At 34.8% G+C, this 18,279-nt stretch carries 15 protein-coding genes; 5 read left to right on the top strand and 10 right to left on the bottom strand.

Annotated elements, in window-relative coordinates; all coding sequences use genetic code 11:
- Position 1: 1 nt before the first annotated feature.
- The 8 genes from O6P34_RS13015 to O6P34_RS12980 all read right to left on the bottom strand — a co-directional run bounded on the left by O6P34_RS13015 (position 2) and on the right by O6P34_RS12980 (position 7,112).
- Entirely contained in the window at positions 2–376 is a 375-nt protein-coding gene (locus O6P34_RS13015) for a diacylglycerol kinase family protein (RefSeq protein WP_269684944.1), read from the bottom strand.
- A gap of 8 nt (positions 377–384) precedes the next feature.
- On the bottom strand, positions 385–882 hold the full coding sequence (gene tpx, locus O6P34_RS13010; protein WP_269684943.1) for a thiol peroxidase: 498 nt from the start codon (positions 880–882) through the stop codon (positions 385–387).
- A gap of 223 nt (positions 883–1,105) precedes the next feature.
- Positions 1,106–1,363, bottom strand: coding sequence for a DUF6952 family protein (locus O6P34_RS13005; RefSeq protein ID WP_269684942.1), 258 nt, complete (start codon positions 1,361–1,363; stop codon positions 1,106–1,108).
- Between the two features lie 109 nt (positions 1,364–1,472).
- The gene (locus tag O6P34_RS13000) at positions 1,473–1,781 is read right to left on the bottom strand and encodes a thioredoxin family protein (RefSeq protein WP_269684941.1); all 309 of its coding nucleotides are present in this window, start codon (positions 1,779–1,781) and stop codon (positions 1,473–1,475) included.
- Positions 1,782–1,857: 76 nt separating this feature from the next.
- Positions 1,858–2,496 (bottom strand): peroxiredoxin, encoded by a 639-nt coding sequence (locus O6P34_RS12995; RefSeq protein ID WP_269684940.1) that lies wholly within the window; start codon positions 2,494–2,496, stop codon positions 1,858–1,860.
- Positions 2,497–2,624: 128 nt separating this feature from the next.
- Positions 2,625–4,223, bottom strand: a complete 1,599-nt coding sequence (locus O6P34_RS12990) for a glycoside hydrolase family 3 protein (protein ID WP_269684939.1) — start codon at positions 4,221–4,223, stop codon at positions 2,625–2,627.
- 23 nt (positions 4,224–4,246) lie between these two features.
- The gene (locus O6P34_RS12985; protein WP_269684938.1) at positions 4,247–5,527 is read right to left on the bottom strand and encodes an MFS transporter; all 1,281 of its coding nucleotides are present in this window, start codon (positions 5,525–5,527) and stop codon (positions 4,247–4,249) included.
- A gap of 10 nt (positions 5,528–5,537) precedes the next feature.
- Positions 5,538–7,112 (bottom strand): glycoside hydrolase family 10-like protein, encoded by a 1,575-nt coding sequence (locus O6P34_RS12980; RefSeq protein WP_349293437.1) that lies wholly within the window; start codon positions 7,110–7,112, stop codon positions 5,538–5,540.
- A gap of 228 nt (positions 7,113–7,340) precedes the next feature.
- On the opposite strand from O6P34_RS12980, the gene O6P34_RS12975 reads away from it, so the two are divergent.
- Positions 7,341–10,253, top strand: a complete 2,913-nt coding sequence (locus O6P34_RS12975) for an FAD-binding and (Fe-S)-binding domain-containing protein (RefSeq protein WP_269684937.1) — start codon at positions 7,341–7,343, stop codon at positions 10,251–10,253.
- A gap of 241 nt (positions 10,254–10,494) precedes the next feature.
- On the top strand, positions 10,495–12,420 hold the full coding sequence (locus O6P34_RS12970; RefSeq protein WP_269684936.1) for an amino acid permease: 1,926 nt from the start codon (positions 10,495–10,497) through the stop codon (positions 12,418–12,420).
- A gap of 134 nt (positions 12,421–12,554) precedes the next feature.
- Here O6P34_RS12970 and O6P34_RS12965 read toward each other — a convergent pair whose 3' ends face one another.
- Entirely contained in the window at positions 12,555–13,763 is a 1,209-nt protein-coding gene (locus O6P34_RS12965; RefSeq protein ID WP_269684935.1) for an aminotransferase class I/II-fold pyridoxal phosphate-dependent enzyme, read from the bottom strand.
- Between the two features lie 280 nt (positions 13,764–14,043).
- Here O6P34_RS12965 and O6P34_RS12960 point away from each other — a divergent pair, with 280 nt between their 5' ends.
- Positions 14,044–14,502 carry an Lrp/AsnC family transcriptional regulator gene (locus tag O6P34_RS12960; RefSeq protein WP_269684934.1) on the top strand — a complete coding sequence of 153 codons (459 nt, stop codon included), beginning with the start codon at positions 14,044–14,046 and terminating at the stop codon, positions 14,500–14,502.
- 169 nt (positions 14,503–14,671) lie between these two features.
- Positions 14,672–16,075 carry a dihydrolipoyl dehydrogenase gene (gene lpdA, locus O6P34_RS12955; RefSeq protein WP_269684933.1) on the top strand — a complete coding sequence of 468 codons (1,404 nt, stop codon included), beginning with the start codon at positions 14,672–14,674 and terminating at the stop codon, positions 16,073–16,075.
- A 77-nt stretch (positions 16,076–16,152) separates the two neighbouring features.
- Here lpdA and O6P34_RS12950 read toward each other — a convergent pair whose 3' ends face one another.
- Positions 16,153–16,527 carry a DoxX family membrane protein gene (locus O6P34_RS12950; RefSeq protein ID WP_269684932.1) on the bottom strand — a complete coding sequence of 125 codons (375 nt, stop codon included), beginning with the start codon at positions 16,525–16,527 and terminating at the stop codon, positions 16,153–16,155.
- Positions 16,528–16,952: 425 nt separating this feature from the next.
- Between O6P34_RS12950 and O6P34_RS12945 the strand changes: the two genes are divergently transcribed.
- Entirely contained in the window at positions 16,953–18,239 is a 1,287-nt protein-coding gene (locus O6P34_RS12945) for an anthranilate synthase component I family protein (RefSeq protein WP_269684931.1), read from the top strand.
- Positions 18,240–18,279: the final 40 nt, after the last annotated feature.

The following is an 18,279-nucleotide window of genomic DNA, read 5'->3' as shown; positions in this document are numbered from 1 at the left end:
CCTAAATGAATTTTGGTACGTATATTATTAAACCTATAATTATTGCCGTTACTGCAGCAAAAAATACGGAACCGGCAGCAATATCTTTTATAAATCCAATTCTTTCATGATAATTTGGATGGATAAAATCGGCTATTTTTTCTACAGCGGTATTCAATCCTTCGATGCTCATAATCAAGCCAATTGCGAAAGTTTGAAAAAGCCATTCTGTAGCGGTGATGTTAAAATAAAAACCGGCAATTGTCATTATTATTCCAATCGAAAACTGGACCATAATGCTGTGTTCCGTTGTAATTAATTTGAATGCACCTTTGTATGCAAAGGTTACACTTTTCAATCTGCCTTTAACAAAACGGTTGTCTTTTTGAAATTCCATAGTTGGGATTAAAGTACTGCTAATGCAGCTTCATAATTAGGTTCGTCAGCAATTTCTGCTACTTGTTCTGTATGTGTAATAACGCCGTTTTCATCTGTAACGATAACTACTCTTGAATGTAAATGCGCTAACGGACCGTCTACTATTTCTAAACCATTTGTTAATCCAAAACTTCCGTTTTGAAAATCAGATAAGTTCACTACGTTTTCAAGACCTTCAGCACCACAAAAACGTTTTTGGGCAAAAGGTAAATCTTTTGAAATACATAATACCGTTGTATTTGCTACAGTACTGGCACTTTCGTTAAATTTTCTAACAGAAGTTGCACAAGTTCCTGTATCAATGCTTGGAAAAATATTCAATACCATTCTTTTACCTGCAAAATCTGCAAGTGTAGCGATTGAAAGGTCATTTTTTACTAATTTGAAATCAGCCAATTTTGAACCAACTTTTGGTAATTCGCCTGATGTGTGTATTGGATTTCCTCCTAATGTTATGGATGCCATATTGATTGTTTTTTAATGAGGTTCAAAAGTATGAAAATTATTTAATATTTTGTCCCGAAACTTCGGGGATGTGATTTTAGATTTTAGAACAATTCCTAACGAATGTATAGTAATTGTTATAGGTATAAAACAAAAAAGTACTCTTAGTAGAGCACGTTTTTGTATTTTAATAAGCAGTAAAATGGTAAAAAGGCGAATTTAGGAAAACCTTTTGATACAGTAATTATTTATCAATAGCACCTAAAACCCGTTTCATAAAAGTGTTTAAAGCTTCTTTTTTATCCATTCCGTCTTTAACCATTTTATGAACTTCTAATGCGCCGTACATGTTCGAGATAAGTTCACCAATGACATCCAGTTCTTCATCTTTCAGTGAAGCAATTTCAGTCATAGCTTCCAGAACTTCAATAGTTTCTATAATGTAATCCTGGTCGTTTTCTTCAATAAACTGCGACAAATGTTTAATAACAGGTAATTTCATAATTTATTTTGTTTAAAGTTTTAGATTTAAAAAAGTTCAAGGTTCTTGGATTACTATTTATATGTTGCGATAAAGTAAACGGCTATCCAACTTTAAACTAAAGAAAATATTAAACTATTTCTTTTACTAAATCAATTAATACTTCTTGTTTATTTGTTTGCGTTTCGTTTACTAATTTTCCTCCAACGAAAGTTGCAAAAGTTGGTAAATTACTCACATTGGCTAGTTTTCTTGATTCCGGAGAATTTTCTGCATCAATAAGAACAAAAGTTATTGCGTCGTTTTCTGAAGCCAATTTTTTGAATTTTGGTTTCATGATTCGGCAATTTCCGCACCAAGAAGCTGAAAACTGAACTACTACTTTATCATTTGTTGATACTACATTTTGTAAAGTATCTTCGTTTAATTCTATTAACATATCTTTTATTTTATAGTGTTGGAAAAATAACTTCAATGACATCATCAAAATGCCATTGAAGTTGAATTTTTATAGCTTAGTGTGACCCTAAATAAGCAGCAGTACTGTTTCTGTCAGCAGTCATTGCGTCTTTTCCTTGTTCCCAGTTTGCAGGACAAACTTCTCCTTTTTCTTGTACATGAGTGTAAGCATCTACTAAACGTAAATATTCGTTTACATTTCTTCCTAATGGCATATCGTTAACACTTTCGTGGAAAATTTTTCCAGTTTCGTCAATCAAATAAGTAGCTCTGTATGTTACATTAGATCCTTCAATGATAATTGAATCTGTATCGTCGCTGTAGCTAGTAGATTCAATGTCAAGGATTCCTAAAATATTAGATAAATTTCTGTTGGTATCAGCAAGAATTGGGTAAGTAACACCTTCAATTCCACCGTTATCTTTTGCTGTATTTAACCAAGCAAAGTGAACTTCATTTGTATCACAAGAAGCGCCAATTACAATTGTATTTCTTTTTTCAAATTCCGGTAAAGCAGCTTGAAAAGCGTGTAATTCAGTTGGACAAACGAATGTAAAATCTTTTGGGTACCAAAACAATAATACTTTTTTGTTATTGTTTGTAGCTTCTTCAAAAATGTTGATTTTTAAATTATCGCCCATTTCAGAGATGGCGTCAATTGCAATACTTGGAAATTTTTTACCTACTAATGACATATTTATTTGTTTTAAAATTGATTAATTATTTGATACAAAAGTATACTATATGCTATAACTTTTGATAAACTTTTATTATTAATATTTATTTAGTGATAGTAAATTACTATCAAGAGTATTCGTGCTGCTTATAAGTTGCTGATTACAACCGGTAAACTGCCGTTGCAGGCTGAATTACTTAATAATTGCAGTGCTGCACATTTCTGAAATTCTGTAAAATCCTGATACATTTGAACGATTCCTGTTGCCTGAACTAAGTTAGGAATGACTTGTAAAGCATACGGATTTCCAAAAACATATAAAACACAGTTTTTAGTAGGAAACAGTTTTTCTAAAAAAGATAAAACAGCATCTTCTATGTCAAAATGATTTAAAGGTTTGGCTTTGGGTACAAACAATGCAATAAGAATAGTGTCAAAATCAGCGGTGATTTTTTCTATAATTCCGTTTGTAAGATCATCGCCTATTTCAATACAGAATTCAGGCGAATCCAATTCCCTTGCAATTGTTTTAAAAAAAACGTTGTCCGTATTTTTGTAAAGGCTTATTTTGGCTAAAGAATTTCTTTTTTTAGCATCAAAAAGCATTTTCGCAGTGTTGTTGTCTTTTATTTTTGTGATGCAATTTTTGGCGATTTCAAAATTTAACTCCGCTGTTTTTTCAAAATTAAAGGGAGAAGTATTAGTCGGTTTTAAATCAAAAAGACCTGCTTTTTGTTTGCACTTCCAAATTCGATAAAAACTCGCTTCAATTCTTTCCGGACTGGCATTTTTCAAGATTTCTTGAATGCCTTCCGCTACATTTTCTACAAAGCACAATACATCATTTCCGGCATTGAAAGCTTCCCATTCCAATTGTCCTTTTTTGTCGTACAATTTCGAAACACTATGCATATTCAACGCATCCGAAATGATTAAACCGTCGTAGCCTAATTGCTTTCGCAAAAGGGTTTCAATAATTGGTTTTGATAAAGTCGCCGAAGTCTCTTTTCCGTCATTCAGCGCAGGAACGGCCAAATGACCAATCATAATCGAATCGACATTATTTTCGATTCCTTTTATAAAAGGATATAATTCGTTTTGAAGTAATTCTTCTAAATTTTCATTTAAAATGGGTAAACCCAAATGGGAATCGACATTCGTGTTTCCGTGACCGGGAAAGTGTTTCAGGCAACCTAAAATCCCAACTTCTGACATTCCCCGTAAATATTCTAAAGCAAAACGAGCTACTTTTTCTTTGTTCTGACCAAACGAACGATAGCCGATTACCGGATTATTCGGATTGTTATTAATATCTGCAAGTGGCGCTAAATTGTAATGAATTCCAGCGGATTTGAGGTCTAAGCCAATTTGTTTTCCAACTTCGTAAACCAAATACGCTTTGTCGTCCGGCAATGCACCAAGTGTAATTGCATATGGATATTGAGGTGTTTTTTCTACTCGCATCGCTAATCCCCATTCGGCATCAATGCTCATTAATAAAGGCGTTTTTGCACTTTTTTGGTATCGGATAATCAATGCTTTTAAACGTTCAAAACTATCGTCGTTTAAAATTACTTTTTTCTTCGTTTCATAATTCGTTGCCGCACTCGCCCTGCTGTGAAAAAAAGTCAGTCCGCCAATGTTGTACTCTCGAATTAATCGTTCTGTTTCTTGTATGTTTTCTTCGGTGTCATTAATAAAAACGGCTGGAAAAAAGAATTGTCCTATTTTTTGTTCTACTGTCATCTGGAACGTGTTTGCCTTAAAAATTACGCTTCTTTTTGTTCTGATTTTTTTCCGAAATCATTTGGGAAAATTAAAAACCGAGATAAAATCAGTCCTGGAATTGTAGCGCATAAAACCCAAATAAAGAAGTTGCCATACCCCAAATACGCTTGGATATAACCGCTTAACATTCCGGGAATCATCATTCCTAAAGCCATGAAACCAGTTGCAATAGCATAATGTGATGTTTTTGATTCGCCTTCGGCTACATAAATGAGGTACATCATAAAAGCGGCAAAACCGAAACCGTAGCCAAATTGTTCCACCACTACCACTAAATAAATGTAGAGTATGGAACTAGGATGAAAATGTGCTAATGAAATAAAACCTATAATGGGTAAATGCATCATCAAAAACATGGGCATCATCCATTTGCCTAATCCGTTTTTTGAAATAGCTATTCCGCCTAATATTCCGCCAATAACTAAGGCGAAAACACCAAAAGTTCCGTAGATAATTCCAATGTCTTCAGTGCTTAAACCCATTCCGCCAACTTCTTTGGCATCGATTAAAAAAGGGGTCAGCATTTTTAATAATTGGGATTCACCTAAACGAAACAATAAGATAAAAGCCAGAATCAGACCAATTTGTTTTTTTTGAAAAAAGGAAATAAATACAGTTCCAAAGCTTTTGTTGTGTTGACTTTCTGTATTTTTTTCAACAGCGATTTCTGCTGTTTTGGGCGTCATAAAATAATTATAAACCGTTAGAAAAATCATTAGTAAAGCCACCAATATCATTGTGTACGACCAAGCTTTGTGTTTGTCGCCATACAAGTGTTCGAGATAGCCGCCAATGATTACAATCAATCCATTTCCGGTTAACATAGAAAGGCGGTAAAAAGTACTTCTGATTCCCAGAAAAAAAGATTGTTGTTCTTTTTCTAAGGCTAATAAATAAAATCCGTCACTCGCCACATCATTTGATGCCGATGCAAAAGCTGCAATCCAAAATACGGCTAAACTCAAGATAAAAAAGTTGCTTAAAGGTATGGTTAAGCCCACAATTAAAAACGCAATCGAGATGAGTAATTGCATGCTTAAAAACCATTTTCTTTTGGTTCCGTTCAGGTCTATAAAAGGGCTCCATAATGGTTTTATAACCCAGGGTAAGTATAATAAGCTAGTATAAATACCAATATCTTCATTATTGATTCCCAGACTCTTGTACATGATTACCGAAACTGAAATAATAATTGCGTAAGGCAATCCGGAAGCGAAATTCAATAAAGGAATCCAAAACCAAGGACTTTTGTCTGTGTTCATTTTTAGTACATTAATTGGTTTTACTTGTGTCAGGAACAGCGACTAAACTGGCAACGCTTTCATTGCCGTAAAAATCGATAAAAGTAACTGCACATGTTTTATTTTCTTCTAATTTTTTATTGGGAACAGAGACATAAATACTACCGCTTTTATCTTCAAAAGCAATTTTATCTACAATTTGACTTGGATCATTTACATCTATTTGTATGTCGTTTTTTGCGGCATAAATTACAACATATCGCACCTTTGTATTCAGTGGGTTTTTTATTGTAAAATGGCAAGTTGCCGTATCTCGAACAATAGCATTTATGACCGGAATATCAACAACAATTTTTCTCAGATGCGGAACCGCAAGAGGAATTGCAGGGAATTTATATTGATTGTCAAGAAGTAAATTCGCCACATCCTGATTTTTTTCTACAAACCATTTGGCGCTAAAAAAAGCATTTCCCTGCACATTTGCAAAAGTTCTGGTAAAATCAATCTGATTTGGTATTTCATTCGGAAGGTTCCATTTTTTATCGGCATCCATTCTTATTTTGTAGGTACTGTTGCCAATATAAATTGCTGTATTTTTTGAGTTTTCCGACCACCATTTCAGTAATTTAGAATAAGAAGCTTTTGGATGATCCAAGCTCCAATACAATTGTGGCAGGATGTAATCAATCCAGTTATTGTCCATCCAGGCAATTGGATCTGCATATAAATCGTCGTAATTGGTTTGTCCGGATTGTGTGTCAGAACCTTTTGGATCTACTGATTTATTGCGCCAAACCCCAAAAGGACTGATTCCAAATTGTACCCAAGGCTTGCATTCTTTGATTCTAAAGGAAATATTTTTGACAAAATTACTCACATTCGAGCGTCTCCAATCGGCCAAGCTGAGTCCGTTTCCGTATTTTTCAAAAGATTGGGTGTCATTAAATTGTTCTCCGCTAATCGTGTAAGGATAAAAATAATCATCAAAATGAATGGCATCGATATCATAATTCTGAACTACTTCTTCCACAACGGCCGTTAAATGGTTTTGTACTTCGGGCAGGGCAGGATTGTAATAGTATTTTCCGCCATATTTAATCATCCATTCCGGATGTTTAAAAAGGTCATGTTTTGGACTTAAGGTTTCTGTTTTTAAATCGAATGTGGCGCGAAAGGGATTAAGCCAGGCATGAAATTCAAAACCTCTGGCGTGAGCTTCAGCAATCATCCAAGCCAAAGTATCAAAATAAGGTTTTGGCGATTGTCCTTCTTTACCCGTTAAATAACGCGACCACGGTGCCAGTTCAGATGGGTAAAAAGCATCGCCAACACTGCGAATCTGAACAATTACGGCGTTGTAATTTAGTTTTTTATAGGTGTCTAAAATTTCAAGAAAATCTGTTTTTTGTTTTTCTACGGCATCTACGCCATTTTTTGGCCAATCGATATTGACTACCGTAGCAATCCAGACTGCCCGGAATTCATTTTTAGGGTACAAGATATTTTTTTGTGCATTTCCGTTTGAAAACGAAAATAAAAAAAATAAAATCAGGATAGTATTAAAACAGTTTTTAATCATTAATCGATACATTTTTAAAGAGTTCAAAAATAGCTTTTTTAGCGAAGTTAATCCGATAAAATTTTGATAAAAATTAGGTTGCTAATTCTCTTTCAAAAGTATTTATCAGGAAAGACCGTGCCAAAGAATCAATTGGATTAAAAAAGGTCTTGTTTTCTTATTTGATTTATTAAATTTTCATGCGTTATAAATTTTTATATTTGTCGGAAGAAGCTGTTTTCAAAGTTTCAAAACAAGCATAATACTATAATAGCCATGTTAAACTCTTTGCCATTAAAGCAATTGTCCGCATCATTAGAAGGAACACTTTTATATGATGAACTTCATAAAACCATTTATTCTACCGACGCTTCTGTCTATAAATTCAGGCCGATAGCTGTTGCTTTACCTAAAACGGTTGGTGATATCACTAAATTGATTCATTTTGCCAATGCCAATAAAATTTCTCTTACGCCCAGAACCGCAGGAACTTCTTTGGCGGGACAAACGGTAGGAAGTGGAATTATCGTTGATGTATCTAAATATTTTACCAAAATAGTTTCTTTTGATGCCAACAAAAAAACCGTTACTGTACAACCCGGCGTCATTCGGGATGAATTGAATTTGTTTCTAAAACCACACGGATTGTTTTTTGGTCCCAATACTTCAACCTCAAATCGGTGTATGATAGGCGGGATGGTTGGTAATAATTCATCTGGAACCACTTCGATTCGCTATGGCGTTACAAGGGATAAAATTGTTGAAATAAAAGCGCTTTTGAGCGACGGTACTTCGGTGGTTTTCAAGGAACTTTCTTCGGAAGAATTTATAGAAAAGACGAAAGGGGATTCGCTTGAAAGCAAAATTTACAAAACCATTTACGAGGAACTTTCGAATGAAGCGACTCAAAAAGAAATTATAAAGGAATTTCCAAAACCAGAGATTCACAGACGAAATACCGGTTATGCAGTCGATTTATTATTGCAGTCAGAATTGTTTTCCGGAACTGAAAAAACAATAAATCTAGGAAAATTACTTTGCGGAAGTGAAGGAACTTTAGCTTTTACAACCGAAATCACGTTGAAAGCAGATGATTTGCCACCGACGAATAATGTTATGGTTGTAGCTCATTTTCATACCATTCAAGAAAGTCTAGAAGCGGTAATGATAGCCATGAAACATCATTTGTACACCTGTGAAATGATGGATGACACTATTTTGAATTGTACAAAAACCAACAGAGAACAAGCCAAAAACAGTTTTTTTATACAAGGAGATCCCAAGGCGGTTATTATGCTTGAAGTCGCTTCACACAGTATGGAAGATGCCGAATCACAAGCGAATGCTTTGATAGCTGATCTTGAACTGCATAATTTTGGCTATGCATTGCCTAAAATTTATGGTTTAGATATCGATAAAATAAATGAGTTGCGAAAAGCGGGTCTTGGACTTTTGGGAAGTATTGTAGGTGATGATAAAGCCGCCGATTCAATAGAAGATACTGCGGTTGAATTAAGTGATTTACCGGATTATATTGCTGAATTTGCGGCTATGATGAAAAAATACGGCCAGGAAGCCATTTATTATGCTCATGCCGGAGCAGGCGAATTGCATTTGCGACCGGTTTTGAATTTAAAGAAAAAAGAAGATTTAAAATTGTTTAGAACCATCGCGACCGAAGTGGCCGTTTTGGTCAAAAAATATAGAGGTTCATTGAGCGGGGAACATGGTGATGGAATTGTACGCGGTGAATTTCTTCCTTTTATGATTGGCGAAACCAATTATGAATTGTTGAAACGAATTAAAGCAGCGTTTGATCCCAATACGATTTTAAATGAAGGTAAAATTGTAAATACACCCAAAATGGATGAGAATCTGAGGATGGAATCGGGGAGAGTCGAACCGGAAATCCAAACGATTCAGGATTTTTCGGATAGTATGGGGATTTTGCGAGCTGCCGAAAAATGTAATGGTTCCGGCGATTGTAGAAAATTACCATCGGCAGGCGGAACTTTGTGTCCCAGTTATCGCGCTACCCGAAACGAAAAAGACACTACTCGCGCTCGCGCAAACGCACTTCGTGAATACCTTACTAATTCGGATAAAGACAATAAATTTGATTACGAAGAACTGTATCAGGTTTTTGAATTGTGTGTGAGTTGCAAAGCTTGTGCCAGCGAATGTCCAAGTAATGTTGATGTTGCCGCCTTGAAAGCAGAGTTTTTGTACCAATATCAAAAAGCAAACGGATTTTCCCTTCGTAATAAAATATTTGCATTCAATGCCAGACTTAATAATCTGGGAAGTATAACGCCACGGATTACCAATTATATGGTCAATTTGCCTTTTGTAAAAAAGAGAATGGGGATTGCACCTCAAAGGCAAGTACCACTTTTGGCTCCAAAGACTTTTAGAAAATGGTATGAAAATAAAGCAGATGAGCCAAAGACCGATTCTTTTCCGAACGGGAAAGTCTATTTATTTTGTGATGAATTTACCAATTTTTATGATGTTTCAGTAGGAATAGATGCTTTTGAACTATTGACAAAATTAGGTTATGAAGTCGAAATTGTTGACCATGAAGAAAGTGGAAGAGCTTTCCTTTCGAAAGGATTTTTGCAAGAAGCCAAAGCAATCGCCAATAGTAATGTATCTATTTTTTCTGATTTGATTTCTGAAGATTTTCCTTTAATAGGAATAGAACCATCAGCGATATTGACTTTTAGAGACGAATATCTTCGATTAGCAGATGACAAAGAAAGTGCTCAAAAACTTTCGAAAAACGTATTCACAATAGAAGAATTTTTTAAAAAAGAAATAACATCCGGAAAAATACATTCGGGTCAGTTTTCTGATGTTCAAAAAGAAATAAAAATTCACGGACATTGTCATCAAAAATCATTGAGTTCTGTTGAAGCCACATTTGCCATGTTGAATTTACCCCAAAACAGTTCGGTTACGATATACAATTCCGGTTGTTGCGGGATGGCAGGTTCTTTTGGTTATGAAAAAGAACATTATGACATAAGTATGCAAATGGGCGAAGATACGTTGTTTCCAAAGGTGCGAGCCACAAGTGAAACCACAGCAATTGCAGCGGCCGGAACCAGTTGTCGCCATCAAATTTTTGACGGAACAAAAAGAGAAGCGTTGCATCCTGTTACTATTTTGAGAAGTTGTTTGTCATAAAGAATTGATTTTCATTTGCACAAAGGGATTTTCGATATAGTCAGTAATTTTAACTCAGATTAATTTTTTCTTGTTTTTAAAAGGTTATTTTTGACTTTTTATTTAGAAATAAAAATAAATGATGTCAATACTTGAAAAAGTAAAATTCTTTTATATATTTGGTTTTTAATAAATTTGCATTACTTTTAATAAAAACCGCAAAATTTACAGTATATTAATTTTTAATGATAAAATTTACAATATGGCGCTTACAAGTTTATTTAGAAAAAAGACAGTACAAGATATTTTAAAACAGGTTGAAAAAAATAATGCTGACGGACATGAAGCCTTAGGGAAACACTTGACTGCCCGTGATTTAACTGCTTTTGGTATTGCTGCAATTGTAGGAGCCGGGATTTTTAGTACAATAGGTAAAGCCAGCGCTGATGGTGGTCCTGCAGTTATATTTCTTTTCTTGTTTACCGCTATTGCGTGTAGTTTTGCAGCCTTTGCTTATGCTGAATTTGCTTCGATGGTTCCAGTTTCCGGTAGTGCTTATACGTATTCCTATGTTGCCTTTGGTGAAATTATAGCCTGGATTATTGGTTGGGCTCTTATCATGGAATATTCTGTTGGGAACATAACCGTCGCCATTTCTTGGAGTGATTATTTTACCGGATTACTCGAAAGTGGCGGACTTCATTTGCCACAATGGGTTCAAATGGATTATTTAACGGCTTCTAAAGGTTTTGATGATGCCACAGCACTCATGCAAGGCGGAAAAGTATATGCTAATTTGAGTCCGGCGTTGCAAGATTCTTATATGGCCTGGACCACTTCACCGGTGATTGGTTCTTTCCATTTTGTAGCGGATTTACCGGCTTTATTGATTATTGTTTTAATTACGGCATTAATTTATCGTGGGATGAAAGAATCCCGTAATGCGAGTAATATAATGGTGGTTGTGAAATTATGTATCGTTCTTTTGGTTATAGCGGTTGGTATTTTTTATGTGGATACCGCTAATTGGCATCCTTTTGCACCAAATGGAGTAACAGGTGTATTGAAAGGAGTTTCTGCAGTGTTTTTTGCCTATATTGGTTTTGATGCTATTTCAACCACAGCCGAGGAATGTAAAGATCCACAACGCGATTTGCCAAAAGGAATGATGTGGGCGATTATTATTTGTACACTTCTATATATTGCGATTGCGTTGGTTTTAACGGGAATGGTAAGTTATACTGAATTAAATGTTGGAGATCCATTAGCATTTGTATTCGAAAAATTAGATTTAAAATGGATGTCTGGAATTATTGCCGTAAGTGCTGTAGTTGCGATGGCCAGTGTTTTGTTAGTATTTCAAATGGGACAGCCTCGTATCTGGATGAGTATGAGTCGTGACGGATTGTTGCCAAAACGTTTTTCTAAAGTACATCCAAAATATAAAACGCCTTCTTATGCAACCATCGTAACCGGATTTGTGGTAGCGGTTCCCGCTTTGTTTTTGAATTTAACAATGGTGACGGATTTGTGTAGTATTGGAACTTTATTTGCCTTTGTTTTGGTTTGCGCTGGAGTATTGGCTTTGCAAAATAAAACCGATATTCCGAGAGGAAAATTCAAAACGCCTTATGTAAATTCTAAATTTATCATGCCGATTTTAATTATTATTGGTTTAGTATTCTCTTTTGGTTTTAACAAAAAAGCGACCATGGATTTCATCACAAATGAAACTCAAATCAACAATTCTTCTTATATCATAACGTCATTAAACAAAGAGGAAACTCAAAAAGTATATGATTATTTAGTGGGTATTGATGCCAAAAACAGTACCGAACAAACACAGGATATTGAACATTTATTAAGTCAATACCAGCAAGATGATGCGAAGTATGCTTCGGTTGTGGCGGGATTACCAATTTCGGATTCCATCAAATACGAAAGTGGTTTTGATTTATTCAAGCACAAAATTCCAATGTGGATTTTCCTTATCGTTTTAGTTGGATTAACAGTTTGGTCTTACAAAGAAAATTTATCCTTGATTCCACTTTTAGGTTTAATCTGTTGTTTATATATGATGGCAGAATTGAGTGTTTGGAATTGGATTTATTTCGGAATTTGGCTTTTGATTGGTTTGGTTATTTACTTTGGCTTCAGCCGAAAAAACAGTAAATTGAACCTTGTATAAAACAATATAAGTTATAAATATACAAAACCGACTTTCATTGAAAGTCGGTTTTTTTATATAAAAAAATCCGTTCGAAAATGGCTTTCAAACGGATTCTACAAACAAGTAAATAAACAAATTAAAATAATTAAACCTTATTTTTTCAAAATTCCCAATTCAATCATACACGTTTTCATCATTTCATACGTCCTTTCGATAGAGTTGTCCAAGCCAATAGAAAACCGAATTAAACCATCGGTCAAGCCCATTTCCAGTTGTTCTTCAATTGGGATTTCGCTGGATGTTGAAGTTCCCGGAGCGCTAAATAATGTTTTGTAAAAACCTAAACTTACGGCCAAATAGCCCAAATTTTTAGATTGCATTAATTCCAGCAATTCATTGGCTTTCGCCAAAGTGCCCACATCAATAGTCATCATTCCTCCAAAACCATATTCTGGATTAATCATGTTTTTGTACAGCGCATGACTCGGATGACTTTTTAATCCTGGATAAACGGTTTTCAGTCCGTCTTTTTCAAAACGAGTTGCTAAATAAAGAGCATTGTGGCTGTGTTGTTTGATTCGGATGTGTAATGTGTGCAAGTTTTTCATCACGCTTGCCGACCGTAAACTATCCATTGTAGGGCCTAAAAGCATGCTTGCGCCCGAATTTACATTTTTCAAGGAATCAATAAAACTTCGGGAAGCACATGTCACGCCGCCCACAGTATCGCTACTTCCGTTTATGTATTTTGTCAGGCTGTGAATCACAATATCTGCCCCTAATCTTATCGGCGAAACCGAAAGTGGTGAAAAGGTATTATCAACCACAAAAGTCAAATTGTATTTTTTTGCAATTTTAGACAAGCCCGCAATATCAGCCACCTCAAGCAAAGGATTGCTCACCGTTTCACAGTATAAAACCTTTGTTTCCGGAGTAATTGCCGCCTCAACAGCTGTAAGTTTTGTGATGTTTACAAAAGTAGTTTTGATGCCTAATCGGGGAATAAAATTCTTCAAAAAAGCATAGGTTCCGCCATAAATAGTTCTGCTCGAAACAATATGGTCGCCAGAACCGCACAATTGCAGCAAAGTTGGAGTTATTGCGCCCATTCCCGATGCCGAAACATTGGCCGTTTCCGTTCCTTCCATTGCTGCCAAGGCTTTATCTAAATACAAATTGCTAGGCGATGAATGGCGCGAATACAAGTAACAACCCTCCATATTCCCCTCAAAAGTATCAAACATCGTTTTTGCTGAAAGAAAAGTATAGGTTGATGAATCGGAAATTGATGGATTTACACCTCCAAATTCTCCAAAGTACTGTAAATCCTGAATGTTATCTGCTGGATTAAAATTTTTCATAGTTTATTTTTTAGGAGCTTAATCCCGCTATCCGTTACAATCTTTCTCCTCCTGAAAAGTCAGGAAGAGAAAGGATTTTCACTGCTATCGGGGCTAGGGCATTTCGTTATATCAAGAAATTCTACATCAAAATAACTTTATTTTAGATTAATAATCAATGATGTTGTTTTTAATTAGATTTAAAAACTGCTAAATATATTTTTGTTAAATTATTTTTCTAAATTCGTTTCGTAAACAGGATTTTTATAGATTTTATTTCAAATTCAAAACCTTTAAGACCATGACATTAGATTCCATCGATAAAAAACTTTTGTATTTATTGCAAAATGACACCAAAAAAACAACCAAAGAATTGTCTTTGAAACTCCATCTTTCGGTAACGGCCGTTTACGAACGGATTAAAAAATTGGAGCGTGAAGGAATTATCGACAAATATGTTGTTTTGCTCAATCGTGCTAAAGTCGAAAAAGGATTTGTAGTTTTTTGTCATCTCAAACTCATTCAGCATACCAAAGAATTTATTGATAAATTTGAAAATGAAGTCATTCAGCTCAAAGAAGTTTTAGAATGCCATCATGTAAGTGGCGATTATGATTATATTCTCAAAATTGTAGTCAAAGACATGGAAGCCTACAGAGCTTTTTTGGTCACAAAACTCACCACATTAGAACATATTGGAAGTACACACAGCACTTTTATGATTAGCGAAGTCAAAAGTACAACGGTTGTCGAACTTTAGAAACTATCTATTTTTGAATCCAAATTCAGTAAACAGGAGAAGAAATTTGGGATTATCTGTTGAAATAAAGAAAAGAACATCATTTTCGTAACAAAAAACCTTAAACTTTGAACTTTAAACAAAACTTAATTCCTTAATTTTGCAACACTAAAAAATAAAAACACATACTATGAGTTCATTTGACGTAGTCATTATAGGTTCAGGTCCCGGCGGATATGTATCAGCAATTCGTTGCGCACAGTTAGGTTTCAAAACAGCTATTATAGAGAAATACTCGACACTTGGCGGTACTTGTCTGAATGTTGGTTGTATTCCATCAAAAGCATTGTTGTCTTCTTCGCATCATTATGCAGAAATTGCCCATTTTGCTGATCACGGAATTGAACTTTCCGGTGAAGTAAAAGTGAATTTAGAAAAAATGATTGCCCGCAAACAAGCAGTTGTAGATCAAACTTCTGGCGGAATCAATTACTTAATGGATAAAAATAAAGTGACTGTTTTCAATGGTTTAGGTTCATTTGTAGATGCTACACATGTCGCTATTGCAAAAGCCGATGGAAGTTCAGAAACAATAGAAGGAAAAAATATCATTATTGCAACCGGTTCAAAACCATCTTCTTTGCCTTTTATTAAAATTGACAAAGAAAGAATCATTACTTCTACGGAAGCTTTGGCTCTTAAACAAGTGCCGAAACACCTTGTTATTATTGGTGGTGGAGTAATTGGAATCGAATTAGGACAAGTATATTTACGATTGGGAGCGCAAGTTTCAGTAGTAGAATTTATGGACCGAATTATTCCCGGAATGGATGGTGCGTTGTCTAAAGAATTGACTAAAGTATTGAAAAAACAAGGCATGAAATTCTATGTTTCACACAAAGTGAAATCAGTAGAAAGAAATGGAGATGCGGTTGTTGTTCAAGCCGAAAATGCAAAAGGAGAAACGATTACTTTAGAAGGAGATTATTCATTAGTTTCTGTAGGTCGTCGTCCGTATACGGATGGATTGAATGCTGATAAAGCAGGTGTGAAAATTTCAGACAGAGGACAAGTAGAAGTAAACGATCATTTACAGACTTCAGTTTCAAATATCTATGCGATTGGTGATGTCGTTCGAGGTGCCATGTTGGCTCACAAAGCAGAAGAAGAAGGAACAATGGTTGCTGAAATTATTGCTGGACAAAAACCACATATTGATTATAATTTAATTCCAGGTGTTGTTTATACTTGGCCAGAAGTGGCTGCAGTGGGACAAACGGAAGAGCAATTAAAAGCTTCGGGAGCTGAGTATAAAGTGGGAAGTTTTCCTTTCAAAGCTTTAGGTCGTGCTCGTGCCAGCGGAGATTTAGATGGATTTGTAAAAATATTAGCCGATGCAAAAACTGATGAAGTTCTGGGAGTTCATATGATTGGAGCCAGAACAGCAGATTTAATTGCCGAAGCAGTAACTGCAATGGAATTTAAAGCATCAGCAGAGGATATTTCAAGAATGTCACATGCGCATCCAACTTTTGCAGAAGCTATAAAAGAAGCGGCTTTGGCAGCTACAGATAATAGAGCATTACACATATAATAGTTGATCAAACTTTTATAAAAAGGAAACCCGATAGCTGACTATCGGGTTTTTTTTATAGGAAAATTTAAATAAGCTTATGCTGTGAACAGACTTTTATAATTATTCCAATATCTGTAAATCAAAAATAGGTTACCTAAAAATAACAGAATTGCAATTGGAATTCCATCTGGTGACAGAAAAAAATTGATGAATAGAATATTTAAGGTTATCGGCATGATAAGAATATTAGCCAGAGTCACGTAGCGTCCGGAAACAAAGGCCAGACCACAAAGTAATTCGATTGTTTTTGCTAAAGGCATGATATAAGTTGATGCGACTAAACCAACATTAAAAGCCTTAAAATTCCCGTTAGTTTCCGGTTCAGGCATCAGGTTCAAGAAATAACTGATTGATGCAAAGAGCAGTAAAAGTCCAATTAAGGTTCGGATAATGATAGTAGCAATTTTCATAATATATGGTTTTTATTGGTTAAATAAATAAGATAACATTGTGCAATATCACTTTCATTTCCATCCCAAACGTATTATTGATGCCTAACTAAATTCTCAAAATAAAGTTCTTGCACTGCTAAATCCACAAAAATCTAAAATTTGGAGCGTTTTATTTTATGATTTGTTTGATTCTATATCAAATATAATTAATTTTTTTAAACAAAAATCATCAGTTGGTCAGTAGGTTACGTTTTATTTCATTTACTACTTCGTATAAACAAAAAATCTGACATTACGATGCTAAAATTTATTTGGTCGCTCAATGATATTTTTTTCTATGTTTTTAGAATCCTCAAGAAGATGAGCCAATGAAGATTCTTTTCAAAACTACTTTAATGGATGGTATTTTTTATTGTAATTTTGAAATCTAAAATAATTAGTTTTTGAGAGTTTCAATATATAAGTCTATTTCTAATCTGGCAGCTTTTAAGCAGCAGCTTTTAGCTTGGTCACAACAATTCCGAGAGGTTGTTTTTTTAGACAGTAATGCGTATCCGGAAGTATATTCGAGTTTTGATTGTATGCTTGCCGTCGATGCTTTTACGTCTGTAAAAACCGATTATTTCAATGCTTTTGAAGATTTAAAACAATACCAACAAACTACGAAAGACTGGCTTTTTGGGTATTTGTCCTATGATTTAAAAAATGATATTGAGGTTTTATCCTCCACTAATTTTGATGGATTAGAATTTCCGGATTTATTCTTCTTTCAACCTAAAAAAATAATTGTATTGAGAGGAAATCAACTCGAAATACAATATCTGAATATGTGTGAGGACGAATTGGAAGATGATTTCGAGGAAATTACTACTTTTCAATTGCAAACAGCTGTAGCTTCAAGTACAATTGCAGTACAACAGCGAATTTCAAAAGTCAATTATATATCGAAAGTCAATGCCATGCTCGATCATATTCATCGTGGAGATATTTATGAAGCTAATTTTTGTATGGAGTTTTTTGCCGAAAATGCAGTTTTAAATCCCATAGTGAAATTTCAAAAACTCAATGAAATTTCAAAACCGCCTTTTGCTGTTTTTTTTAAAAATAACAAGCAATTTTTACTTTCTGCTTCGCCGGAACGTTATTTGAAAAAAGAAGGTGATAATTTGATTTCCCAACCAATAAAAGGAACTGCGAAACGGTTTTTGGAAGCAGCTGAAGATGAAAAATCAAGAATAGAATTGGCTTCCGACCCAAAAGAGCGTGCCGAAAATATTATGATTACTGATTTGGTTCGGAATGATTTATCGCGAACTGCCCAAAAAGGCTCTGTTCAAGTCAAGGAATCCTGCGGAATTTATTCGTTCCTGCAGGTGCATCAAATGATTTCTACTATTACATCAAAATTAGATTCTAAATATGCTGCGGTTGATGCCATAAAAACTACATTTCCGATGGGAAGTATGACCGGAGCTCCAAAGTTTTCGGTGATGAAAATCATAGAGGAATTAGAAGAAACCAAACGCGGTTTGTATAGTGGGGCAGTAGGGTATTTTACGCCAAACGGGGATTTTGATTTTAATGTGGTCATTCGAAGTATTTTGTATAATCAGGAAAAGGAATACGTTTCCTTTTCGGTAGGAAGTGCCATTACTTCTTTATCAGATCCTGAAAAAGAATACGAAGAATGTTTGCTTAAAGCAAAAGCCATGCTTGAAGTTTTAGAATAGTATTACAGCTTTTTTTAATTGAATCGCCATATAATTGTTT

Origin of the sequence: Flavobacterium lacustre (assembly GCF_027474525.2) — a bacterium.
In the GTDB taxonomy this organism is placed as follows: domain Bacteria; phylum Bacteroidota; class Bacteroidia; order Flavobacteriales; family Flavobacteriaceae; genus Flavobacterium; species Flavobacterium lacustre.
The sequence above is the reverse complement of the archived record's forward strand: the minus strand, read 5'-3'. Positions and strand labels throughout refer to the sequence as shown.

What these genes read in the sequence shown, in the direction of transcription:
- O6P34_RS13015 (WP_269684944.1), bottom strand. Translation starts at nt 376, where the DNA reads ATGGAATTTCAAAAAGACAACCGTTTTGTTAAAGGCAGATTGAAAAGT.
- tpx (WP_269684943.1), bottom strand. Translation starts at nt 882, where the DNA reads ATGGCATCCATAACATTAGGAGGAAATCCAATACACACATCAGGCGAA.
- O6P34_RS13005 (WP_269684942.1), bottom strand. Translation starts at nt 1,363, where the DNA reads ATGAAATTACCTGTTATTAAACATTTGTCGCAGTTTATTGAAGAAAAC.
- O6P34_RS13000 (WP_269684941.1), bottom strand. Translation starts at nt 1,781, where the DNA reads ATGTTAATAGAATTAAACGAAGATACTTTACAAAATGTAGTATCAACA.
- O6P34_RS12995 (WP_269684940.1), bottom strand. Translation starts at nt 2,496, where the DNA reads ATGTCATTAGTAGGTAAAAAATTTCCAAGTATTGCAATTGACGCCATC.
- O6P34_RS12990 (WP_269684939.1), bottom strand. Translation starts at nt 4,223, where the DNA reads ATGACAGTAGAACAAAAAATAGGACAATTCTTTTTTCCAGCCGTTTTT.
- O6P34_RS12985 (WP_269684938.1), bottom strand. Translation starts at nt 5,527, where the DNA reads ATGAACACAGACAAAAGTCCTTGGTTTTGGATTCCTTTATTGAATTTC.
- O6P34_RS12975 (WP_269684937.1), top strand. Translation starts at nt 7,341, where the DNA reads ATGTTAAACTCTTTGCCATTAAAGCAATTGTCCGCATCATTAGAAGGA.
- O6P34_RS12970 (WP_269684936.1), top strand. Translation starts at nt 10,495, where the DNA reads ATGGCGCTTACAAGTTTATTTAGAAAAAAGACAGTACAAGATATTTTA.
- O6P34_RS12965 (WP_269684935.1), bottom strand. Translation starts at nt 13,763, where the DNA reads ATGAAAAATTTTAATCCAGCAGATAACATTCAGGATTTACAGTACTTT.
- O6P34_RS12960 (WP_269684934.1), top strand. Translation starts at nt 14,044, where the DNA reads ATGACATTAGATTCCATCGATAAAAAACTTTTGTATTTATTGCAAAAT.
- lpdA (WP_269684933.1), top strand. Translation starts at nt 14,672, where the DNA reads ATGAGTTCATTTGACGTAGTCATTATAGGTTCAGGTCCCGGCGGATAT.
- O6P34_RS12950 (WP_269684932.1), bottom strand. Translation starts at nt 16,527, where the DNA reads ATGAAAATTGCTACTATCATTATCCGAACCTTAATTGGACTTTTACTG.